This is a genomic window from Candidatus Arsenophonus nilaparvatae (assembly GCF_045346035.1).
GTDB lineage: Bacteria > Pseudomonadota > Gammaproteobacteria > Enterobacterales > Enterobacteriaceae > Arsenophonus > Arsenophonus nilaparvatae.
Window position 1 is genome coordinate 241,635 of the sequence record NZ_CP158507.1, and the last position, 21,767, is coordinate 263,401.

At 31.6% G+C, this 21,767-nt stretch carries 19 protein-coding genes and 1 pseudogene; 5 read left to right on the forward strand and 15 right to left on the reverse strand.

All coding sequences use genetic code 11. The features are described 5' to 3' along the window. Positions 1-11 precede the first annotated feature (11 nt). Positions 12-1,283 carry a translesion error-prone DNA polymerase V subunit UmuC gene (gene umuC, locus WH390_RS01155; protein ID WP_032115410.1) on the reverse strand — a complete coding sequence of 424 codons (1,272 nt, stop codon included), beginning with the start codon at positions 1,281-1,283 and terminating at the stop codon, positions 12-14. Between the two features lie 8 nt (positions 1,284-1,291). Further along, positions 1,292-1,675, reverse strand: coding sequence for a translesion error-prone DNA polymerase V autoproteolytic subunit (umuD, locus tag WH390_RS01160; protein ID WP_238565685.1), 384 nt, complete (start codon positions 1,673-1,675; stop codon positions 1,292-1,294). 674 nt (positions 1,676-2,349) lie between these two features. Here umuD and WH390_RS01165 point away from each other — a divergent pair. From WH390_RS01165 to WH390_RS01185, 5 genes and pseudogenes are all read left to right on the forward strand, one after another. After that, positions 2,350-3,600 carry an aspartate aminotransferase family protein gene (locus WH390_RS01165; RefSeq protein ID WP_032115412.1) on the forward strand — a complete coding sequence of 417 codons (1,251 nt, stop codon included), beginning with the start codon at positions 2,350-2,352 and terminating at the stop codon, positions 3,598-3,600. After that, on the forward strand, positions 3,597-4,658 hold the full coding sequence (locus WH390_RS01170; protein ID WP_032115413.1) for a zinc-binding dehydrogenase: 1,062 nt from the start codon (positions 3,597-3,599) through the stop codon (positions 4,656-4,658). Before WH390_RS01165 ends, WH390_RS01170 begins: the two co-directional genes overlap by 4 nt. Positions 4,659-4,678: 20 nt before the next feature. Then, on the forward strand, positions 4,679-5,314 hold the full coding sequence (locus tag WH390_RS01175) for an HAD family phosphatase (RefSeq protein WP_032115414.1): 636 nt from the start codon (positions 4,679-4,681) through the stop codon (positions 5,312-5,314). A gap of 25 nt (positions 5,315-5,339) precedes the next feature. After that, on the forward strand, positions 5,340-6,509 hold the full coding sequence (locus WH390_RS01180; RefSeq protein ID WP_187290945.1) for an MFS transporter: 1,170 nt from the start codon (positions 5,340-5,342) through the stop codon (positions 6,507-6,509). A 626-nt stretch (positions 6,510-7,135) separates the two neighbouring features. Further along, positions 7,136-8,352 (forward strand): annotated as a pseudogene (locus WH390_RS01185) (IS91 family transposase). Between the two features lie 405 nt (positions 8,353-8,757). Here the strand turns inward: WH390_RS01185 and WH390_RS01190 are convergent. The 13 genes from WH390_RS01190 to WH390_RS01250 form a co-directional block, all read right to left on the reverse strand. Further along, positions 8,758-10,029, reverse strand: coding sequence for a glycoside hydrolase family 68 protein (locus WH390_RS01190; protein WP_032115416.1), 1,272 nt, complete (start codon positions 10,027-10,029; stop codon positions 8,758-8,760). Between the two features lie 542 nt (positions 10,030-10,571). Continuing rightward, positions 10,572-14,762 carry a hypothetical protein gene (locus WH390_RS01195; RefSeq protein WP_032115417.1) on the reverse strand — a complete coding sequence of 1,397 codons (4,191 nt, stop codon included), beginning with the start codon at positions 14,760-14,762 and terminating at the stop codon, positions 10,572-10,574. 355 nt (positions 14,763-15,117) lie between these two features. Further along, positions 15,118-15,396: a helix-turn-helix domain-containing protein gene (locus tag WH390_RS01200; RefSeq protein WP_052044881.1), complete on the reverse strand. Its 279-nt coding sequence runs from the start codon at positions 15,394-15,396 to the stop codon at positions 15,118-15,120. A gap of 175 nt (positions 15,397-15,571) precedes the next feature. Next, positions 15,572-16,114, reverse strand: a complete 543-nt coding sequence (locus WH390_RS01205; RefSeq protein ID WP_032115418.1) for a hypothetical protein — start codon at positions 16,112-16,114, stop codon at positions 15,572-15,574. Then, positions 16,115-16,333 (reverse strand): hypothetical protein, encoded by a 219-nt coding sequence (locus WH390_RS01210; protein WP_032115419.1) that lies wholly within the window; start codon positions 16,331-16,333, stop codon positions 16,115-16,117. 16 nt (positions 16,334-16,349) lie between these two features. Next, entirely contained in the window at positions 16,350-16,967 is a 618-nt protein-coding gene (locus WH390_RS01215) for a hypothetical protein (protein ID WP_032115420.1), read from the reverse strand. Beyond that, a complete protein-coding gene (locus tag WH390_RS01220) occupies positions 16,939-17,445 on the reverse strand; it encodes a hypothetical protein (RefSeq protein WP_032115421.1) in 507 nt (168 codons plus the stop codon). The genes WH390_RS01215 and WH390_RS01220 overlap by 29 nt, the downstream gene beginning before the upstream one ends. A 54-nt stretch (positions 17,446-17,499) precedes the next feature. Then, complete coding sequence (gene sctJ, locus WH390_RS01225; RefSeq protein WP_052044882.1) at positions 17,500-18,291, reverse strand: type III secretion system inner membrane ring lipoprotein SctJ; 792 nt, start codon at positions 18,289-18,291, stop codon at positions 17,500-17,502. A gap of 1 nt (position 18,292) precedes the next feature. After that, positions 18,293-18,592: a type III secretion system inner rod subunit SctI gene (sctI, locus tag WH390_RS01230; protein WP_052044883.1), complete on the reverse strand. Its 300-nt coding sequence runs from the start codon at positions 18,590-18,592 to the stop codon at positions 18,293-18,295. Positions 18,593-18,632: 40 nt separating this feature from the next. Beyond that, positions 18,633-18,929 carry an EscF/YscF/HrpA family type III secretion system needle major subunit gene (locus WH390_RS01235; RefSeq protein ID WP_081932889.1) on the reverse strand — a complete coding sequence of 99 codons (297 nt, stop codon included), beginning with the start codon at positions 18,927-18,929 and terminating at the stop codon, positions 18,633-18,635. A gap of 13 nt (positions 18,930-18,942) precedes the next feature. Then, entirely contained in the window at positions 18,943-20,121 is a 1,179-nt protein-coding gene (locus WH390_RS01240) for a PrgH/EprH family type III secretion apparatus protein (RefSeq protein WP_187290946.1), read from the reverse strand. 167 nt (positions 20,122-20,288) lie between these two features. Beyond that, complete coding sequence (locus WH390_RS01245) at positions 20,289-20,522, reverse strand: acyl carrier protein (RefSeq protein ID WP_032115423.1); 234 nt, start codon at positions 20,520-20,522, stop codon at positions 20,289-20,291. A gap of 219 nt (positions 20,523-20,741) precedes the next feature. Further along, positions 20,742-21,758 (reverse strand): hypothetical protein, encoded by a 1,017-nt coding sequence (locus WH390_RS01250; RefSeq protein ID WP_032115424.1) that lies wholly within the window; start codon positions 21,756-21,758, stop codon positions 20,742-20,744. Positions 21,759-21,767: the final 9 nt, after the last annotated feature.

Here is a 21,767-nt window from a genome sequence, read left to right on the forward strand (position 1 = left end):
CATTTCTTATATTAGCATTTTACGATAGGTATTTGATTAATATCCGTCGTCCAATGAGGAGAGAGATATTCTTGTTTCATTACCCAGGGATATTTTTTATTAATCAGCCCTTGCCCGGCAAACCCTATTTTGGCAATTTGATTTTGATTGATAGTGTCGATCACTTGCATAAGGGAATAAGCGTTAGCAAATGGCTTTTCTGTTGTAAAAAGAGAAAGTTGACTCAAATTTGGATCACTAAAATCACTTAGCATGACGCTACTTTTACTATATCTAACTCCCTGCTGCCATATTTGCAGTAAAATCTCTGTTGCCGCCTTAATAATATCTCGACTATCTTGCGTTGGATAAAACAATATTTTGCTCGCATAGCGGTAAATAGCCGGATCGCTTGGCGAGAAACGACTAGTTTGAATAGCAACTCTAACAGCTCGACAGCATTGTCTTTGTTGCCTTAATTTTTCGGCTGCACGCTCTGCATGCGCACAAATACTTTGTCTAACAAATTCAAACTCAGTGATCTTTCTGCCAAAAGAACGAGAACAAATTATCTGCTTTTTGGCTTTTTGTTGCTGTTCTAATGTTAAACACGAAACGCCATTTAATTCACGGACTGTCCTTTCTAATATGACAGAACCTAATTTGCGCGCATCGCTTGGCGGTAGTTGGCTTAAATCTAATGCCGTTTTAATATTCATTAATTTTAACTTTTTAGCCAATTTTCGACCTATCCCCCACACTTCATCAACCGCAATTAACGACATTAATTTTTGTTGCCTATCACGTTGACTAAGATCAATGACACCTTTTGCCCCTTTCCATTGCTTGGCTGCAAAATTGGCTAATTTAGCTAATGTTTTGGTCGTGGATATTCCCACCCCAACAGGCAAATGGCAGCGCTGCATAATTTGTTGTTGTAGATAAAAACCAAATTGGGTTAAATCGTCTAATGCCTCAATATCAGAGAGATCACAAAATGCCTCATCAATGGAATAAACTTCTAATTTTGGTACCAAAGAGGCTAACACTTCCATAACACGCATACTCATATCAGCGTAGTAGGTATAATTGGAAGAAAATACCGCTATATCGTTAGCTTTAACCATCGGCTCAATTTCAAACCAGGGTGCCCCCATTTTGATAAAAGCTTTGGCTTGCTCAGACCGTGAGATAACACAACCATCATTATTAGAAAGAACAACCGTAGGTTTTCCTTTTAAATCAGGCTGAAAAACTTGCTCGCAAGATACATAAAAACTATTAACATCAATCAGGGCAAACATTTTGTCGCTTAAAAATAATGAATAGCATATCTGACAACACCAAAAATACGCACAAGCATCTCTTCATGGATGACAATCGGCGGATAAACAGCATTCGCTGAAAGCAGTGCTTTAAATGGAGATAATTGTAAATATTTACATGTAAATTCTCCATCTAACTCAGCAATCACAATCTCACCCTGTTTTGCTGTGTTATGGCACTCAACAATCAGCAAATCACCATCTAAGATGCCGGCATCTTTCATCGAATGACCCGATGCCCGCAAAAAATAGGTACTTTCAGGAAAACGAATTAATTGTTTATCTAAAGAAAGCCGCTTTTCAACATAATCTTGCGCAGGAGAAGGAAAGCCACAAGTGATCTTATCTAAAAATAAAGGCAAATTACTCATATCAATCACCATCATTATACTGTATAAAAAAACAGTATAATATAGTAAACAACAAAAAATAAAATATTTTTATCTGGCAAAGCAGGTTGAAAAAACGTTGTGGTCGATATTTTTTCCTAACAGAAAAACCTCTAGCGTCGATTTAAGCTCCACTAACCGTTTGTTAAACTATTTTTCTAGTCAATTAATATAACGTTATTTTTAAATAATCATTACTAATCATGTTAAATATTAATTTAATAATATCAAACGATATTTATAATTAAATAATATTTTAAAAAAAATTAACATCCTTTGTAAAAAAAATATTGTCTGTTCAATTTTTTAATTAAAGACATCATAATAGAGATGAATTAACAAAATATTTAATTTTAAATTATTATTTTTAATATCACAATGATATTATAACTTATATTATAATTATAAATACTTTAATTTTTCATTAAATTTATTAATTAATCCATTATAAGCAAAATCTCATAACAAATTGATTTAAAACAAAAATAGCCTTATCATGGTTAAGCTTAATTAATTTAATACTGATTTGTTTTTTTATTATTTTTTAATTGATATGTAATTATCATTTTTTAATTTATTTTTTGATATTTATTAATAAACAAAAGTAATAAAACCATAAAATATATAATATTAACCAAATTGGAGGCTTTAATATTATGCAGGAAACATTTGAAACGCTCATTGCCAAATACCAAGGTGATGGTCCCTACTTAATCATAGACGGAAATAAATATATTGATGCAGCTTCAGGAACATTCAATCTACCACTTGGCTATACGAATAAAAGAATAACCGATAAACTAAAACAGCAAATAGATCGCTGCACCCATTTAAGCTCCGCTTTTACCCGTGAAATGTCAATTTGCATTCTACAAAAATTAACCAAATATCTTCCTGAAAAAATTAATCGTATTTGGTTTAGAGATGTTTCAGGATCAGGTGCTGTTGAAGGTGCTATAAGAATGGCACAAAAAGCGACCGGCCGCTCTGGCGTCATTTCACTCTACCTGGCTCATCATGGCCAATCGCTGGCAACGGCACAAATATCCGGTAATGCTTTTCGAATCAAAAATTTTCGCATTAATATTGAAGGGTCGCTTAAAATTCCTATGCCACCTAGCCAGTTAGCCGATGCTGAAGATACAAATGCATTAGCTTCTTATCCCGATCTCGATCAAATTATCCAGCTTGGCTCTAATGACAATATTGCTTGTCTTATTATTGAGCCCATTATGGGAAATGGTGGAAATATTGTTATACCCACTGATTTCTACCGTTATATAAAAGATATCTGTCATAAATACGGCATTATTATTATTGCCGATGAAGTGCAAACCGGTTTTGGTCGTACTGGCACATTCTTTGCCTCTAATGGTTATGCCAAAGATCTTGAGCCTGACATTATTGTGTTTGCTAAAAGCGCAGGCGGAATTGGTATTCCTACGGGAGGCGTCTTAATGAAAGAAGAATTAGATGTACTTGAATTCTATGAGCACTCAAGTACTTCTGGTGCCAATCCATTAGCACTAACCGCACTTAATGAAATTATTGATATCATCGAAGATGAAAATATTCTGGCTAATGTACAACAAAATGAAAGTTATTTACGAGATAGTTTAATTGCATTACAAAATAAGCACGATGATATTACTAAAGTTCGTGGCCTTGGATATATGTTTGGCTTCGACACACCATCACCAGAATACGCAGCCCAAATTATTGGCCTCGCCTACAAACATCATCTTATCATCCGAGGATCACGTTATGGTAAAAGCTGCACCCTAAAAGTACGACCTCCACTAATTTGCACCCGCCAGCATATCGATGAAATTATCAATAAACTCGATATCACATTTAATGAAATGAATCAGTTAAAATCGAATAAACCAGAGGCAATGATACTATGAAGGCACTTAAATATTCACAAGCTTGGCAGGTCAATATCCATGAAATTCCTGCCCTTCATTGCCTAGAGGCTGATGATGTGATTGTTAATATCGCAGTATGTGGCGTTTGTGGGACAGATATCGGTATTATTAATGATCACTACCCAGTTGCAATAGCAGGTACCACATTAGGTCATGAAGCAAGTGGGATAGTCACTGAAATTGGTAATAATGTCACTAAATTTAAAGTTGGTGATCGGGTTGTTATCAATCCAACTTATGCCTGCCAAAAATGTAGAATGTGTTTAACCGGTAATCCTAATCATTGTGAAATGAAAATGGGGACTGAAGCCGGCGTTTCCTACGATGGCGCTTTTGCTGATCAATATCGAGCTAAAGAAGCTTTTTTAATTAAGTTAGACGATCATGTCAGTATGGAAGCCGCCTCTCTGACTGAACCCCTGAGTTGTACTATTACCGGTGTCGATAAACTAGCAATTACCCATACTAATATTCGTGCAGCAGTGATCGGTGCAGGCCCAATGGGAATGCTCTATTTGTGGGTGCTTCATCAACGTGGTGTAAATGCATTTATTGTTGAAAAAAATCCCCATCGTTATCAGTTCGCGAGTAAAAATTTACCGCCCAATAGCAAAATCTATCACGATTTTGAATCAGCAATAGAACAAGAGTATGGAGCAGCTAATAGTCAAATAGATTTATGTATTGATACTACCGGCCAAGTGACTGAATTACTCATTTCTCATCTTGCTCCTGGCGGTAAATTACTTAATGTGGCCTTAAAAGATAAGAAAGCAACAATAGACGTACTAAAAATCGCCGATAAAAGTTTATCGGTAATAGGTTCAATTGATTCGCTAAATAATAGTTTCGAACGTGCCTACACCATGATCCGCGATAAACAAATCCCGGCAGATAAACTAATAAGCCATACATTCAATTTTTCCGATTATCTATCAGCTTTTCGTACCGTTGGCTGCGACATTGATAACAAAACGATGGTTCCACTTCAGGCTCCCAACTGCAAAGTACTACTACGACTATCTAATATTAATTAGCTGATAAGCAGGATAGCAAAATGGATAAACTGACGGTTATTTTTGATATAGATGGTGTTATTGTTGATAGCGAACAATTACATTTTGATGTTCTACGCACTGTGGCTGCTGAGCAAACTCAGCATTTTGAACCACAACAATTGATTGGCCTAAGTTTAAAGGAAACCTTATCACATATTGGTATTCCACCAGAACAGCAACGATCGGTTTCCGCTCAGATAGTTGAAACCTATAAAGCTAAATTAGCTAAAAAATATTTGCGCCCTGGGATCACTGAATTAATTAATATGTTAGAACAACAACATGTTCCATTTGGGTTTGTTTCTACAGCTCCACGTGATGTATGTTTAGCAAACATAAATTTACTTGAACTATTAAACCCAATTAAATTAATTGCTGGTAATGATGTTAAATATACCAAACCTCATCCAGAACCCTATTTAACGATGATGACTCAATTAAAAGCTAACATCAATAATACCATCGTTATTGAAGATACAGATTTAGGTATCAGTTCAGCTTATGATGCTGGTCTTCGTAGGATATATGCCTGGCCACACAAGTTATCTACTCAGCAATGCTATCATCAAGCCACTTCAATCATTAGCCATCTCGATGAAATAGTGGATTTTGCCGAGCTAAAAAACCAAAGCTAATTTTCAACCGCTTTTTCAAAAATGTATGTTCGCTGTCGAGGAACTCGTTGTGTCTGAAATAAATATAGTAAGTGCTATGCACTTGCCTATCATTGCTACTCGTAAAGCATTTTTTATTGCCGGTTTTAGCTTGGCAAGCTGGGCACCATTAATACCTTTAGCCAAGCAACGGCTACAGGTAGAGAATGGCACTATGGGGGCGATACTATTGGCTTTTGGTCTCGGCTCTTTATTAATGATGCCATTATCTGGGATGTTAGCAGCTCGTTTTGGATGTCGGCGAATATTTACTCTAGCGACAATATTAGTGCTGGTAATGTTACCAGCACTCGTTTCAATAGAAACGGTTTTACCATTAGCAATCACCCTATTTCTATTTGGTGCGGGTATTGGTGCAATGGATGTCGTGGTTAATATTCATGCTGTTATCACCGAAAAACAGGCACAAAAACCAATCATGTCCGGTTTTCATGCACTATTTAGCTTAGGAGGATTTGCTGGTGCTGGCATTGTTAGCTTGTTATTAACATTAGGCACCACACCCTTACAAGTAATTATATTAGTTGTATTATTTATAAGTTTTCTAATGGTATCAACCTGGAGCGGCCTAACAAATTATACTACCTCTAATGACACGCCTTTTTTTGTCCTACCAAAAGGTAGTGTGATTATATTGGGATTATTATGTTTTATCGCTTACATCATGGAGGGCTCAATGCTCGACTGGAGTGGTATTTTACTCCTCAGTCAACAGCATATTGCGCCTAACCATGCCGGACTAGGCTATACATTATTTGCAATTATGATGACCGTTGGTCGTGTCTTTGGCGATAAAGCAATTAGCCACTGGGGCGCTCAACGAGTATTTATTAATGGTAGTTTTATGGCAATATTTGGCTTTGCAATTCTGGTAGCCAATGGTCCGTTATGGACTCTAGCAATCGCATTTATGCTAATAGGTCTTGGATTATCAAATATTGCCCCTATGCTATTCACTGTTTCAGGAAAGCAAACCATAATGCCTGAAGCATTAGCGGTAGCCGCAGTTTCTACTCTAGGTTACTCCGGTATTTTACTTGGACCGGCTTTGATTGGCGGTATTGCTCATATGTTCACACTGCCAGCGGCTTTTATTTGTGTGACATTGATGTCTACCACTTTAATTTTTTGTATTCGATTAATAAAACTGACTTAATATTGCAAAATTAAAATTATCACAAATTGGAATTTAGCATTCTCCTTGAAACAGAGGAGAATGCTAATCATTGTCAATCAAAGTGAATAAAAATGTTTAAATTAGCTAATATCTGACAATTAAATATTCCAATAGAAAGCTAAATTAAACAAACAATAATTTGATAAATGTTTGATGATTTTTATTAGCATTTTCAATACTAATCATCAATTTAATGACGATTATTACTGCAAAATAGATAATCTATTCATTTTTTATAAATCAAATAAATGTTTATTTCTCCATAGCTGTCAAGTGAAACTCTGTTATATTAGTAGTGGATTATTGAACGAATCAGCCTACGGCTGCAAATCGATAACCAGTAAGTACAGACATAAAAAAAACCGCCTGTAATTGATTTTAAGGCTATCAAATAAAAAAACCTATCATTCCCTATTACCCATCGTATATCTCTTCATAAAAAGTGATACAGGACGTTTTATAGCGTGTTTTGTCGGTTAGTTAAATAAGATTTGGTTAAATAATCCTGCAACGTTAAAATTGATTATTTTTTCACCCTAAAACATGACAGTTATTAATCGTTAAATGGCTAATTTCGTTTCTTTTTTCCGTGAGTTAACTTCCCGATGAGAGCTGATTTTCAACCCAAACCGTTAAAATTGCTTTTTGAGCGGAATAATGCATGGGCGGCGATCATGGAAACTACCCAACTGAGAGATATTGAAATCGAGGTGGTAACAAAAATGTTAGCCTGTGGCACAACGATGATGGGGTTCCGTCAATACTGTTGTGAAAATGAAGATTGTGCTCATCAGAAGTTAGTTTGTTTTACCTGCAAGGGACGAGGTTGTCCATCCTGTGGAACAAAAGCCACGGATACTTGGATAGACACAAATATAATGCGTTTACCGGATGTCGAATGGCAACATGGTACGTTTACGATGCCGGATAGTCTTTGGCTTCTCTTTGAATTGAATCGATGGTTACTAGGGAAACTGTTCCCGTTTGCTGCGGACAATTTACTTTATGCAGCAAAAAAACGGGGATTAACAATGGGTATTTTTGGTGCGCTACATACCTATGGGAGAAAACTAAACTGGAACACGCATATTCATCTCTCATGGACAATGGGCGGCATCAATCAAAATGAAAAATGGAAGTCGATGCAATTTGACCTCGCTAAAGTCAGAAAACGTTGGATGTGGAATATTCGACAATATCTTCTTTCTGTCTGGGGAAAATTTACCTACCTGAAAGTTTACAGCACATAAGAGATTATGATGAGTGGAAGCGGTTTATTCTGAATGCAGGGAAAAATGCTGAAGGTAAAGATTATTGGCATGTTTATTTTGCCGACCCGACATCCAATGCCCAAAAAACAGCAAAGTATATTGGGCGTTACCTGAAGAAACCGCCAGTCTCTGGCGCAAGGCTAGCGCATTATGATGGAGGAAGTCGCATTACGTTGCGGTTTTTCGACCATAATACCGGTCATTATAAAAATTTAGATTTAACCCAGAAAGAATTAATTTTACGGCTTATCAAACAGATCCCCGAGAAACATTTTCGGATGATCCGTTATTTTGGTTTTTTGGCAAATCGAGTGGTGGGAAAATTACTCGATATTGTTAGAAAAGCAGTGGGACAATCGGCATTCAAAAGAAAACGTTCGATGACTTTTACCCTGCTAAGCCAGCGGTTTTTAGGAGTCGATCCGTTTAGTTGCATTCTTTGTGGTGGCAGGATGAAATTTTCTCGTTTTATCGAAGGATTGAGGATAGCTCAATTAGTCGATCATGCTTTAGAGATTGCTCGAATGCGTTACGTCCCCTTTTTGGGGTAAGGGGAGATCTACTTAAAATCCACTCAATTGTACAAAGTTAACTCATATTGTTCATAAAAACATCATTACCGCTTATTGACAAATCTTTCTCTCGCCTCAAAAAGAAAAAAATCACGTTTGATACCCGTTATGCTGCTTAATAATTAATGTTAATTTTTCGTTAAATTATTTTTGAAATTCTTATACATTTAAATTAATTTTATCTTCCTTTTTGACCATTCGATATGAGGTAATAGCAGAACAGAAATAACAACTAAATGTTACATTTTAATTTTTAAAGATAGGTTAACTTTCCAACCAGAAATTAAAATAAATAAATTAAATAATAGATCTGTCAGAAAATACAATTTTAAATATCTATTCATCTAGGCGAAAATTTAACTTAAATTTAGCCAATATAACTCGTTAATCACTACATCTTTTTCTTACTACAACATTTTCCATTGGCGGAATATAACCATAGCCAAATTCTTTCACCATAAATGTGCGGTTTCCTGCAATTTTTATTTGGATAGTTGGTGCTTCAGTTCCGCCAATGCGATATTGCCCTTTGTCATCATCTATATTGGGATTGGGAATATTATCAATAAATGATGTGACTAGGCCATTAGGCATAACATAATGTGAGTAAGTTTGGTAAGGGCGAGTAGATGGATTGCCAAGAACTAATCCAGAACCATTTAATGGTTCATAAGGTCCGGTCAGGTTGTTACTAACAAAACCATATACCCCATCGGGGCCATTTAAACCATCAGCATAAGTGTACTGATGACTGACAGTAAACAAATAATATTTACCGTCTTTAAATACATAATGTGGGCGTTCAGTCTGATCATTCACCCCCACAGCAGTGATCAATGGAGGAAGCAATTGCCAATTTTCGCCAGATTTGTCTTTTGCAACCGCAATTCCAATACAACCACATTGAAAACGCGCTCCACCAACGTCATCATATCCAGGCGGGATATCCCCCATATCATCACTGGTAATAACATGTGTACCTCGCTCACCGGCCACATTACCTTCAAACACCATATACAGATTTCCATCGATAGGATCGATAAAAGGCCATGGATCTCTGAAATTCCAGTATTGATTTTGTTCTTCTGTCTGATAATAAAAACCATCCGCCGAAAATAGCTGGATCACTTCGTCAAAACCTACCATTCTAACTTCAGTGTTTGATGTAACAACACGACCACAAATTTTAGCCATACACGCGCCTGGTGTGACACAGGAATAATATAACTCTATTTCACCTTTATCATTGATCAGGATCGGTGTGCCAGCCCATTCTCTGCTGGTAGGTGAAACCCCTTCTTGCATCACTCGACCACCGAATTCCCAACTTTGACCATCTCTTGAATACCAGTAACAGATACGAGCACGGCCATGACGGTCATGCCAATCACTTGTTATATCATATCGACCATCTTTATATTTGAATAAATCTGGACGTCTTTCAGCCGTTAACGTAAAAATGATTGACCATCCATTAACCGAAACAATCGTTCCATCGAAATTCCTCAGCGGCATGGTATCCCAGATAAACAACGTTTCATCCATAACAGGAAAATTATAATCAATGAGGGGTTGAGTCGTGGTTGGATCATCAATACAAACTTTAAGAGCATCAGCTCTGGTCCAACGACTACTTTTAAATTCTATGTTAGTCATTTTATATCCTCAAAATAAATATCCTACAAAACACGATTAATAAAAAATTTAATAAAGTCATTTTTTTATTTTGTTATTTATTAAAATAATTAGTAAAGATAATTTTGTTATTTTTTAACTTGACATTAAAGATAAGGTTTTTTCATTAATACATTAAAACATTTCCAAGTTTATTTTGTTATTTTAATGTTTATTTTTAATTTAAAATTTAATTAAAAAAATAAAAATAAATTTTAAAAAAATTAAATGAAAAATTGCCATTAGCATTTTCCAAGATATTCATCCTATTGCTAACATAGTGAAAATTTTAGCGCTAAATTGCAACATTCAACGATAAATAGTAAAACCTTCAATACCAACGCCTAAAATAGACTAGCGAAAACTTGTTTTAATACGAAAAAATTTTAACGCTTTTTAACAGTAATTATTCTGCTATCATCCTTATTGATAATAGAATTCAATACTACTAAATTTTACGGAAAAATGGATTTATTATTAGCTGCATGTACATCAGCTAATAATATAATCATCAGTTAAGACTATTATATATTGGTGAGATAATTATCCAATAACTGAAATGAATATCTATTTAACGAAAAAACGGCTATTATCTGTTGAGCAAAACTTTGTTCATTATCAGGTATATCCTTACCCAATAAAGCCTCTAATGCTGACTTTAGCACAGCTGGCGGAACCTCTGTTAAATTATCACTAAAATATTCTGCATGTAATTGTAAAAAATCATCAATGCTTATTTTTTTTAAGACTAACTTTGCTATATCATATGTTAGTGATTCAATAATGCTGTCCGCTTCATTATGATCTACTGCTCGGGTAATGCGACTATTAATCGTTGTAACGTTTTTGTGTAAACCAAGTAATTTATTCCAAAAATTATGATTACGCATGTGTTGCTGATTAATTAACCATAGTTGAGTAAAATTAAAATAATTCGATGGCAAAAATGTTTTAGGATACGGCCGCCACCATTCGGGATTTTGCGCAATCTTTTCACTATAAGTTAATGGATAAGCTGTTACTTTTTTACCTAATTCATTCGCTAAAATCTTTCCGGAAGGATATCGGCCAAAAGCACCAAAGCATGATTGTAACTCTATAGCGCCGACACTTCGTAAATCAATCGAATTTTCTGTTCTTAAAATTAACCCCTTAACAACATTTGCAAATTCAATCGAATCCATATAATTAATAATCGATGGTGCGCCATGTGCTCTGATAAGTAATTTATTACCTTTTAAACCAAAAATGGAATCTTTTCCTAACAATGACGCTTGTCGCATTGCCGATAAGTTAACCTTACCGGCCGTTACTTGATAGGGACCAAATTTACCATCAGCAAGTTGAGTAAAATTACCACCAAAAGCTAATTCCAAATGATCTGCATGCCTAATTGCAAACTTTCCATCACCCAAGCTAACCATTAATTTCTTAACTGTATAATTATTCTCATGAAAAGCAACCAAGCTACCTTTGGGTAACGACGCTAATTCAGAATAATGATTAATTTGTTTTTGATTAGTAATCAACTGTTGTAACGCCTTTTGATGAGTATTGGAGGAATATAGTGCTTTCGCAACGTCATAAAATACCAATGCTTGCTCAGAAGATAACTCGCCTGATTGCTCTAATAGCTCAGCAACACATTTTGCTGAATCTGCGATAGGCTCTGAGGCTAATTTTCTAGCAACTTCTTCTATTGGTTGGCCATAACTGTATTTTGCTCCTTTAGGGTAACCAGCCCAAACATTCAATCCTGCTGCTTCCAATGAACTTGAATGTTTTAAAATACCGCTGTCAAATTGGCCTAATTGTTCTGCTGTAATAATTTTCTTGCCATCGCCTAAATTAACATCCAATAGGTTATTTTTTACCCCGGCAAAACGACCATTACCAACACTGACCATAGCATGTACTGGCCTATCTGTATTAGCCAGCGTTTGGGTAAAAACAACAAGTTCTCCTTGTTTAATTTGCAAAAGCTCATCCATGGTGGTTATTTTTTTGACATTATTAAATAAACCACTATTATGCAAAAAATTAGTATAATTTTTTGTCTTTTTTAGATTTTCAATTAATGACCGTTCTTGCAATTCATTGATTACATTGGCTTGCTTTAATATATCAGCAATATAAAGTTCGGCAGTTTCATACTTTGTCCCAGTCAGCATATTTGAACGAATAACTTCTCTTATACGATTTCTCGGAGCCAAACCTAAATAACTCATCATATTAGTGCTGTTAATAACATTAATATTCTGTGGTTGCGACACTATCTCTGCCGTTTTTACCGCTATGCTGGACGTTAAATTTCGGTTTATTCCATAATGAGACAAGTCACTAAAAATATTATCTTGAGTAGCAAATACTTTTTTAGGTAATTTAATCTTCGCATAAAGCGTAGCTGCCTTAGAAATGATCTTTTGTAAAACCACAGTGGAAATCCTGCCGGCAACTTCTAAAGCCATCGCAAAGGCTGCTTGTTTTAGATAACTATTACGTTCTTCCGCTGTATCACTAATAGCTGCCTGGCCAAGTAAAGGCATCACAGAAATTAAACTACCATATAAAAATGCCCCTAAAGGTCCCATAAAAAAAACAGGTAATATCAATAACTTAATATATTCAAATGTATTAAATATGTTATCTTCACTATGAGAAAAAACTAGTACATCTATATCAGCAAGATACTTTTCCAATATATTTTCATATAAATAAGAATAATCCTTACCCTTCTTTATTAGTTTTAATTCTAAAGCAGCCATTTTATAATCAAGCGGAAAGTGATAATTAAACCAAGCACTTATTTCTTTATTATCTTTTATTTGATTTTTCATATCACGTAATGAACTAAATTGAAGGCGTTGACCGGTAGTGATCGAGATCACACTAATTGGAGTATTTTCAGGATGGATATATTGATAATTAATTTGGTCTAACCCAGTCCGATCTATTATTTCAGGCTGCGCATAAACTAACAGTGATGAACAATTTTCGATAAGATAATAAGGTTTGCTTTTATTATTATAAACAGTAATTAAATCATCGATATAATGATAAAAATTATTTTTTAAATTATTATTACTTTTTAATAGTTCTATTTTATTAGTATAGTCAGCTTGAATATCAACTGAATCAATAACGTCGATTATTTCTTTATTATATTTTAGAGGAAATGATCTCAGTAAAGAATAATTAATAAAACCTAATTCTTTTGATATATATTGTCTATCTCTACCTATAAGAATATCATATATTGTAAATTTTTTAGATTTACTAACTGGGTGAGTAGCATCCAAATATCCAAAACCCCGTCTTATAATTTTATAATCTACTTCATCTGTTAAAGAAAGGTTTTTCACCCGATATTTATTACCCAAATCAGATAAAAAATTAGTTAAATATTGCACTGAGCTCGGTATTAACTCATTAATATCATTTACTTCTTTTTCTAACTGTTGAAAATTTTTAATAAAGTAATAATGTTCTTTGATATTTTCGCACTCTTCTTCCAGATAAGAAATTAAACCTGGTTGAAACTCAGCAGGAAACTTTAGTCTAATATGATCTCTTTTTGATAATGGTGAATCAATTTCTTTTATATGTCGTAACATATATTCATAAATTGTTGTTATATCAACTTCAGTTCTGCCTCGTTCATCTTTGTAGCTATAAACATAATTTGTTGATATAAGATCATCTAATGATAATTTACCAAATACATGTGAATCGGTTTCATAAATAGATGCTAAAACAGATATTGCATAAATATTTAATGTTTCAATTTCTGGTTCAATAATAGATTTACCACTGTTAAATTTTGTTACTATTCTATCCGATGCGTTAATCATTTCATATAATTCTGCTTTTTCTGCGACAGTTTTATTTTGCCAACCTTCTGCATGCAGTCTAATTATATTCTGGATCATATCTTCTCTTTTAAAATGTATAGGTGTTCTTATTATACTTTTTAATTTATTTTCATATAATGCTTCAATCATATTTAAGTAGTGATCAGAAACATATTTATCCGTTTGATCAATTAAATTAATTATGTTATCTAATCCATAGATAAACACTTTGCTACTATTGTCTGATAGAGAATAATAAAAATTTTTTTTAATTATATTGTTTAACGCTTGAGTAAATCTAAAAATAGGAATTGTATTTACTGAAAAACCTATAGTACTAAGTTGATGAGCACGAGTAGATTTTTCTGCTATCAACAATACTTTACGATAAACTTCAATATCATTTTCAATCTCAACTATTTCATTTTCAATTATTTTATATTTCTCTTCATCTGTTTTTAATAACGTTAATTGCTGTCTATAACTATCTAGTTGTAATTGTTTTATATTAATTTTATCTTTTACTGTAAGATAATAACTCAACCCAGTTATATTATTTAGATGTTTTATATTATTGTCAGCAGCATTAATTAAATTGAGAACATCAACAAGAATTTCGCTTGAAATCGTTTTTTTTAATTGAGTATTACGTATATTTTCTGCTCGATGAGCACTCATTGCATTCATCATTTCAAAATGAGCAGCGATATCAGGCAGTTCCTCTGAGGATATCACTGTTGCCATATTTTCATCTAATCTTTGTTTTGCTGATTTGTTGTTTTTCAGCTTATTATTATCACTATTATTGTCTGTTTTTAATTTGACATGATTTATATTAACAACACTACTAAAGGTTATTTCCATAAATACGCTCTGCTTTATAATATATAATTTTTTAAATAATTAATAATAAAAACTAGTAATAGCATAAATAATATTTATTTTTTATTATGGCAGATACCCATCTGAAAATAGAAATAATTTATACAATTAAGTCAAACATAGCATAATACACTAGTATAAATTTAGCTAAAAAAACTAAAAATCCCCCAATTCCTATCGAAGAAATGGGGGCAATAACTATTTATTGGTTATTAAAAAGAAAAATAAAGATGCAGTTTATTTTTCTATAGGGACGAAGAAGATTATATTTGAAATTTGATCACTATTATCGCAATTCCTAGTTTTAATATACTGTTTAAAATAAATTAGATACACATTAACGCTTATTTTTAGTTACCATTAAACAATTTCCCATACTATAATAGTCCTCCCAGAAATTAATTCTGGAATTAACAAAATAGCTTTCTATAGCGATATCGAGTACCCTTGAAACTTTGATCAACCATTCAACATTAATCTTAACTTCTCCTCTCTCATAACGAGAGAGATGCTGTTGGCTTATACCTAATAATGCTGACAGATCTGCTGCCGAAATTTGCAATTTTTGTCTTTTTTTTCTTATCATTTGTCCAATATTATAATTTATACAATCCATAATATTCACCATCAAATGAGACATTTAGCATAATGGTATGTTAGCTAAAATGTTAATCATAATCATGATGGAAAAATTAATAAATACTGAAATATAACATTTAAAGAAAATAAAAGACTAACTTATGATAAACAATTTATTTTTTATTAAAAATAATAACTGATAACAATTAATATCAACAATTCAAGTAGTTATTTAAACTTTTTTTGAATAAAACATAATCAATATTATATCGTGATATTGTAGTAACTTTATTTCTTAACATATAAATTGGTTGATAATCAGGAGCTCCAATCCGCTCAATTTTGCTACAGACCATCTTTCTTTGATTTTCTTGCTGCATAAAATTTTTCAAAATACGCCAAAAAGAGTTATATTCGGCTGTAGTTAACAAAGCTAAATTTTCAGTCAATAAATCATGATGAACCTTTCTGGCATAAAAAGTATTTATACGATTTGCATCATAATAAGTATAACTCCCGGCTAATAGATAGAGGAAAATACCATTTTTATATTGATTTATTTTTATGCAATCTACCATTCCCTTATACAAAACTATCGGTGTAGATTTATTTAGATTACTTTTTACTTTTTCACATTTTAAATTATTATTTAAATCGCTGCCTAAAAAATTACTCTGATCACGAAAATTATGGCAACCACTGATAATGCAAGGAAAAAATATGATAAGATAAATAAAAATAGTTTTACTTACCATTTATAATCCTTCCTCTTCATCTTCTTGGGCTTTATCATATATTTCACGAAGTTGAGTAAAAAAAATAATATTAACTCCAGATTTTTTATTTACCTCTGAGAAATCATTACCATTTGTAGCCATTATATTTTCTCTCAATCTATCATCTAATAATTTAGTTTCTTTAAGAGAGGATGGTGCAATAGATGACACAATATTATCAATTATCAGAATTTTCATGCTATTATCCTAAAGGTTAAATATTATCAATAAGTTGATCAATATTTTTGATCATTTCTTTATAAAAGTACTTTTCTTGGATAGATAAATTTATATGTTCTAATATAAAATTATGCTCAAGTCTTATCATATTATCTTTATATTTAATAAGAAAATAATTTTCGGCATGATAATCAAAAATAATATTTTCTTTTTTAAAATCAATACTATTAATAATTTTATATTCTAACTTTTTATATAATTCTGGCTGAATAATAATAAGTTCATCTGTTGCTGAACTAGTAGAAAAACTAGCTAAATAGCTATTAATAAAATAAGAAACCAACTTTTCATCATTTATAATATTAATCAAACTTTGATTAACTTGATTTAGTACTTTTTGCTGCATTGCATGATAAATATCATCAGAATTTTTAAAATAACAGATAATATTATCAATAATGCTTTTTAATCCGGCTTTGTAGCCGATCAAAAATGCTTCTTTGGTTATTCTATCTGACTCTTTGACTGCATTATTAACTACAGTATTGGCATAATTCCTTGATTTATCTGCAATTGAACATGCTTTATTATGTTCAGCCAATATCTCTTTTTTTAATAAAACATTATCTATTATATTGATATCTTTTTGCATATTGAACAGCTAACTTTAATAAACTAAATTGTGGATTTATTTTTGCAAAATTAGAATCATTATTGTCTATTCGGGGAAATAATATCGCCAATCGCTTTATTACTGTATCTGATAAATAGTCTTGAAATATAAATAGTTCATTTCTGGCTAATAACCAAAAATCAATATCAGCAAAATCATTTTTTTCGACAAGAAAAAAATCATCAATAATATTTAACTTACAAAAGTTTCTTATATTTTCATCTAATTTTACTATTTTTCCACTGTGAAATAATAGAGAACGATAGCGTAAGCAAGCTAACATAAAGGAAACCTGCAACATGCTCTTCCAATTTTCTATAATATATCTTTCAACATAATTTTGATTAAAAGTACTATCAATCGGGAGAGAATAAAAATTTATTACCACACTATTAAAAATCGATCGACAAACTTTATTATTAAAAATTGCAGGAATAGAAAAATGATCGCGATGCATCTAAGATATCGGATCATACAAAAAAAAATTAATTGTATTACTAGACATAACCATTTATTTATTACTTCTATCTTTCATAATAAGTTTTTTTTTAATGAAATTTGTTACCAAATTATTATTCATCGTCAGTAAAGCGGGTGTTTTTCTATTTTTATTTATCAAGAAAAATAGAAAAAAGATGATTAAAATAATAAAAACATTAGCAGAAAATAGCCATATTAAACCAGATGTTGCCCCTTGATGACTAGATGTTAATTTTAATCGGTTTATCTGTTCCATTTCTGTGGTAACAACAGAAATATCATCATAACTTACGCCATTGACGCTATTTTTTAAAAATCTTTTTATATCATTAATTAATAGATTTACATCTTTAATCGTATCATTATATTTAATCAATGCCGAAACATGATATTTTTGTTCTTTTTTGCTTTCAATACTATTCAACTCATAGCTAATATGCACATGGGCAGTTACGATACCTTCAATAGAATGTAAAGATTGCGCTAACCTCTGTTCAATTCCTGAATAGAGGCGTGCTTTTTCAGCTAACGGCGATGATACTAAGCTATCAGATGGAAACATTTGCGCAATTTCTAATCTTGGTTTACGTGGTAAACCATAACGGTTAATTAAATCTACCGCTGGAATAAAATCTTCTTTTTCGATATAAATAATATAACCCGATTTAGCGCTCTCTTTTTTATATGCATCAATATTATTTTGTTGTAATAAAGCGATAACTTCATTAGCTTGATTTTGATCCAAATTTTTAAGAAGTTCCTGTTCATGACAGCCCGTTAATAATAACAGTAGCCAAATTATGCTGAGATAAATTTTTTTCATACTAGGTTTTCAATAATGTTTCAACCGCATTTACTCCTTTACGAACTAACGTTTGTAATAATGAAATACGTAAACCATAATCTGCGGTCCTTTGTTGAAGATAACCTAGATACTTCGGATCGGAAATATTGATAGGGTTTTCTGCCATATTCAATATTTGATCATATTCCATTTTAGTTTTGTGAGATAACTTAGCAAAACTGGCTATTAAATGATTATCCAAGCCAGTTGAATCAGGAGTTAAGTTAGTAATATCAATAAGATAGTTACTAACAAAAGAATTAAAAATCTTTGTTTTCATAAATCACTCTTAACAGAAATATTTTTCTATAAAATTTAGCTTACGTATTTCTAATTGTATTCATAGACGTCTCTTTAAGCGTTTTTGTTACGTTAGATTGGAGATTACGATACAAGGTATATTCAGAGAGTAGAGACTGATATTTAGCTAACAGCATGGGATTTGATGGATCTTTAGTTAATTCAATTAAGGTTGCATCAAGTTCTTTATTCATATTTACCACACCCTTATCAAAGCTGGCAGATTTTTGTACCAGATAACCACCAACAGACTGTGTTGTATCAAATTTACCTTCATCAGCCGGACCAACTTTGCCACCGCTAGGTGATACAGTCATATAAAACCTCCTGTTAATTTTTATTAAAATAATAGTGAAATGGAGAAGTACGTATATAATTTTTACTACCATACCTATAAGATTTATCTTGTAACCAGTCACTATTTAACTCAATAGTAAAATAAATATAATTCTTTTCCCAATTTTGATAAAAATTATTAATAAAAAGTTTTATTGATTGTATTTCCTGATCACTTAAATTATCTAAGATAAAAAAAGTAATACTATTTTTAGAGACAATTTTCTTATAATTTATTTTTAATTTTTTAATTCCATTTTCTGAAATATTTTCGATATATTTATCACTTATCGACTGAAAGACTACATTTCTAACAAATAAAAAATCTTTTTTTAATTTATTAATAATATTCGATTTTTCTTTATCTGCTAGGCTTGTCCTTTCTTTACTCAGTGATATTACTGGCTGCTCTGCCTTATCCAGTTCAATAGAGTGAAAATAGGCTGATGGAAAATTTTTTCTTAACCACCAAGAAATAGCTTTTATTTGCTGCTTTCTCGATAATACTTTCACTTGATTATCATCATCACTATTATTCAATAACTTTTTAGCATGATAAACGTAACGTTCATTACTCGCTAACAGATATATAATATTATCCTGACCATAGCTTATGCGATAATGTTCTAAATCATTACGCAATAAAACAGAAAGCTTAGATATTTTTCTCTGCTCACTAGTAAAATAAAAATAAGCACATAAACCTATAAGAAATAATATCAATAAAAGAAACAGGGTTATGGCTAAATAATTTTTCTTAACTGGCAAAACCTTCTCTGCCGTTATATCAATAATAGGGTAACGATAATGCAAAACTTCTGCGTTAAAGCTATCACTCATGCTACGAATCGCAAACGAAAGGTCATTAACATGGTATATTTCATTTAATGCAATAGTTTGTCCATTATCTATATTTCCATCATTGATTTCTCTAACAGTTATATTACCATTACTACTTAATGCATTATTTTCAACAACTATTTCAAAGCTATATTCACGATCAACGCAAGGAATATAAATAAGGTTATTTGGATATAAATTTCCCTTATGTATTGTCTCAATAGTGCTATCATTTGTAACCATAAAAACAGTATGAAGATTATCAAGCAAAAATTCACACCCAGCTAGTTTTCCACTCAGGATCCTAAAAACGAGTTGGTTATCTTTATTCATCTCCATACAGTTAATACTTATCTAATTATTACTTTTGACTAAGATATGTTTTTTTATAAAAAAAATCATAACCAGATAATCATCAAATTATAATCATAATTAACGAAGGAAAAAATAAATCATGTAATATTTACTAATGTAACTACTATATTTTGCTTGAAAATTTTTTATATCGCCCTTAAAAATTTGTATATGTCATCAACAGTTTCTATATTTTCAATATTGTTACTGGTAAATTTTATATGATAATAATTTTCTAGTTCAATAAATAAATCTATTAACATTAAAGAATCAGCCATGCAATCATATATTAAATGCATTTCTGGTAAAATTTCTTTAATTGATAAATTGAGGCATTTTGCAATAATACTATTTGTCATTCTGTAATCTAAAGCATCCATATATTATCTCATTATAAATGATGCAGCTAAAATTTTATTTAATTAAAATCTATACCGTATTAAAAATATAGTACTATTTATTAAATTTAATATTTTAAATTTTCATTATAGTTATTAAATAGAATCAATTATCTTATTTATAAAATTAAATTATAGCTATTTTAATTTTCACTAACATGAGTTCATCTTTTATATAATTTAGCAATAACTGTTACCAAATCAAGGATTTTTATTAATATATTGTGGCTGAAACTCTAACCGGTACTCTGGCTTCCATCCAATAATATTCACATTTTGAAAATCAGGCATCAATGATTCAGGCGGAGCACTAGGTGCCGTATCCTCTACAATTTTTTCATATGAACGATTTAATGTATCAAAAATCATAAATTCAAGACTAACAATATTATTAAAGCGCATCAAGATATCTTTTTCATTATTGATAGTTAACATTCTTTTATTATAGAAAATATTAAAATTTGGCGAAAAAAGTCGTCCATTTTTTATTTTGCTATCAATGATATTTTGTTTAATATCATATTTATTAAAATGAGCATATAATTCTTTTAATGCAAGTTGTTTAATATAATTAGAAAAAGATAGTCCATTTTTAGTTTCACTATATTTACTTAATAAATCTTTAGCCATTTTTTGAAATTTAAGTGCTTGTTCTACTTTTTTAGTGGTTGTCCCATCTAATATTGAAGTATCACATTTATATTTTAATATTTTTTTAAAAAAATCATTAAATTCTTCATATGATTTTTTTTTGTCAATTTTAGTTAAATCTGATGTTAGTATAAAATTAAATAGGGCAAAAAAGAGATAAAGATATTCTTTTTGTTCATATGTTAGTTGGCTAAAAGTATTTTTTTTGAAGCTATTAGGAGAATGAGTAAAAAATACCTGACAGCCTGTTTTTAATAGATCGAATTGACTATCACAACTGATCATTATGGCCTTTTTTGAATCTGGCATGCTGTTCTTAGCTTTATACATACGTTCATTGAGAGAAACATTGCCACTGTGATTAATATTACTATTTACGTTACAATCAAAGGCTAAAACAGGTTGCTCAGAATATGAAGTAACAGCAATCGAATCTTTACTATTACTAACTTTTTGGATCCCTCTAGCATACTGGGTTGATATATCTTTAGAATAATTAGCTTTGTCTAGTGGCAGACTAAAATTTGCTGCTAAGTTGGTGCTATTAATATAAGATGGATTAGGCATAACTCCTCT

Excerpts from the sequence above, each read along its gene's own strand:
- umuC (WP_032115410.1), bottom strand. The coding sequence starts at position 1,283 with ATGTTTGCCCTGATTGATGTTAATAGTTTTTATGTATCTTGCGAGCAA.
- umuD (WP_238565685.1), bottom strand. The coding sequence starts at position 1,675 with ATGAGTAATTTGCCTTTATTTTTAGATAAGATCACTTGTGGCTTTCCT.
- WH390_RS01165 (WP_032115412.1), top strand. The coding sequence starts at position 2,350 with ATGCAGGAAACATTTGAAACGCTCATTGCCAAATACCAAGGTGATGGT.
- WH390_RS01170 (WP_032115413.1), top strand. The coding sequence starts at position 3,597 with ATGAAGGCACTTAAATATTCACAAGCTTGGCAGGTCAATATCCATGAA.
- WH390_RS01175 (WP_032115414.1), top strand. The coding sequence starts at position 4,679 with ATGGATAAACTGACGGTTATTTTTGATATAGATGGTGTTATTGTTGAT.
- WH390_RS01180 (WP_187290945.1), top strand. The coding sequence starts at position 5,340 with ATGTTCGCTGTCGAGGAACTCGTTGTGTCTGAAATAAATATAGTAAGT.
- WH390_RS01190 (WP_032115416.1), bottom strand. The coding sequence starts at position 10,029 with ATGACTAACATAGAATTTAAAAGTAGTCGTTGGACCAGAGCTGATGCT.
- WH390_RS01195 (WP_032115417.1), bottom strand. The coding sequence starts at position 14,762 with ATGGAAATAACCTTTAGTAGTGTTGTTAATATAAATCATGTCAAATTA.
- WH390_RS01200 (WP_052044881.1), bottom strand. The coding sequence starts at position 15,396 with ATGGATTGTATAAATTATAATATTGGACAAATGATAAGAAAAAAAAGA.
- WH390_RS01205 (WP_032115418.1), bottom strand. The coding sequence starts at position 16,114 with ATGGTAAGTAAAACTATTTTTATTTATCTTATCATATTTTTTCCTTGC.
- WH390_RS01210 (WP_032115419.1), bottom strand. The coding sequence starts at position 16,333 with ATGAAAATTCTGATAATTGATAATATTGTGTCATCTATTGCACCATCC.
- WH390_RS01215 (WP_032115420.1), bottom strand. The coding sequence starts at position 16,967 with ATGCAAAAAGATATCAATATAATAGATAATGTTTTATTAAAAAAAGAG.
- WH390_RS01220 (WP_032115421.1), bottom strand. The coding sequence starts at position 17,445 with ATGCATCGCGATCATTTTTCTATTCCTGCAATTTTTAATAATAAAGTT.
- sctJ (WP_052044882.1), bottom strand. The coding sequence starts at position 18,291 with ATGAAAAAAATTTATCTCAGCATAATTTGGCTACTGTTATTATTAACG.
- sctI (WP_052044883.1), bottom strand. The coding sequence starts at position 18,592 with ATGAAAACAAAGATTTTTAATTCTTTTGTTAGTAACTATCTTATTGAT.
- WH390_RS01235 (WP_081932889.1), bottom strand. The coding sequence starts at position 18,929 with ATGACTGTATCACCTAGCGGTGGCAAAGTTGGTCCGGCTGATGAAGGT.
- WH390_RS01240 (WP_187290946.1), bottom strand. The coding sequence starts at position 20,121 with ATGAATAAAGATAACCAACTCGTTTTTAGGATCCTGAGTGGAAAACTA.
- WH390_RS01245 (WP_032115423.1), bottom strand. The coding sequence starts at position 20,522 with ATGGATGCTTTAGATTACAGAATGACAAATAGTATTATTGCAAAATGC.
- WH390_RS01250 (WP_032115424.1), bottom strand. The coding sequence starts at position 21,758 with ATGCCTAATCCATCTTATATTAATAGCACCAACTTAGCAGCAAATTTT.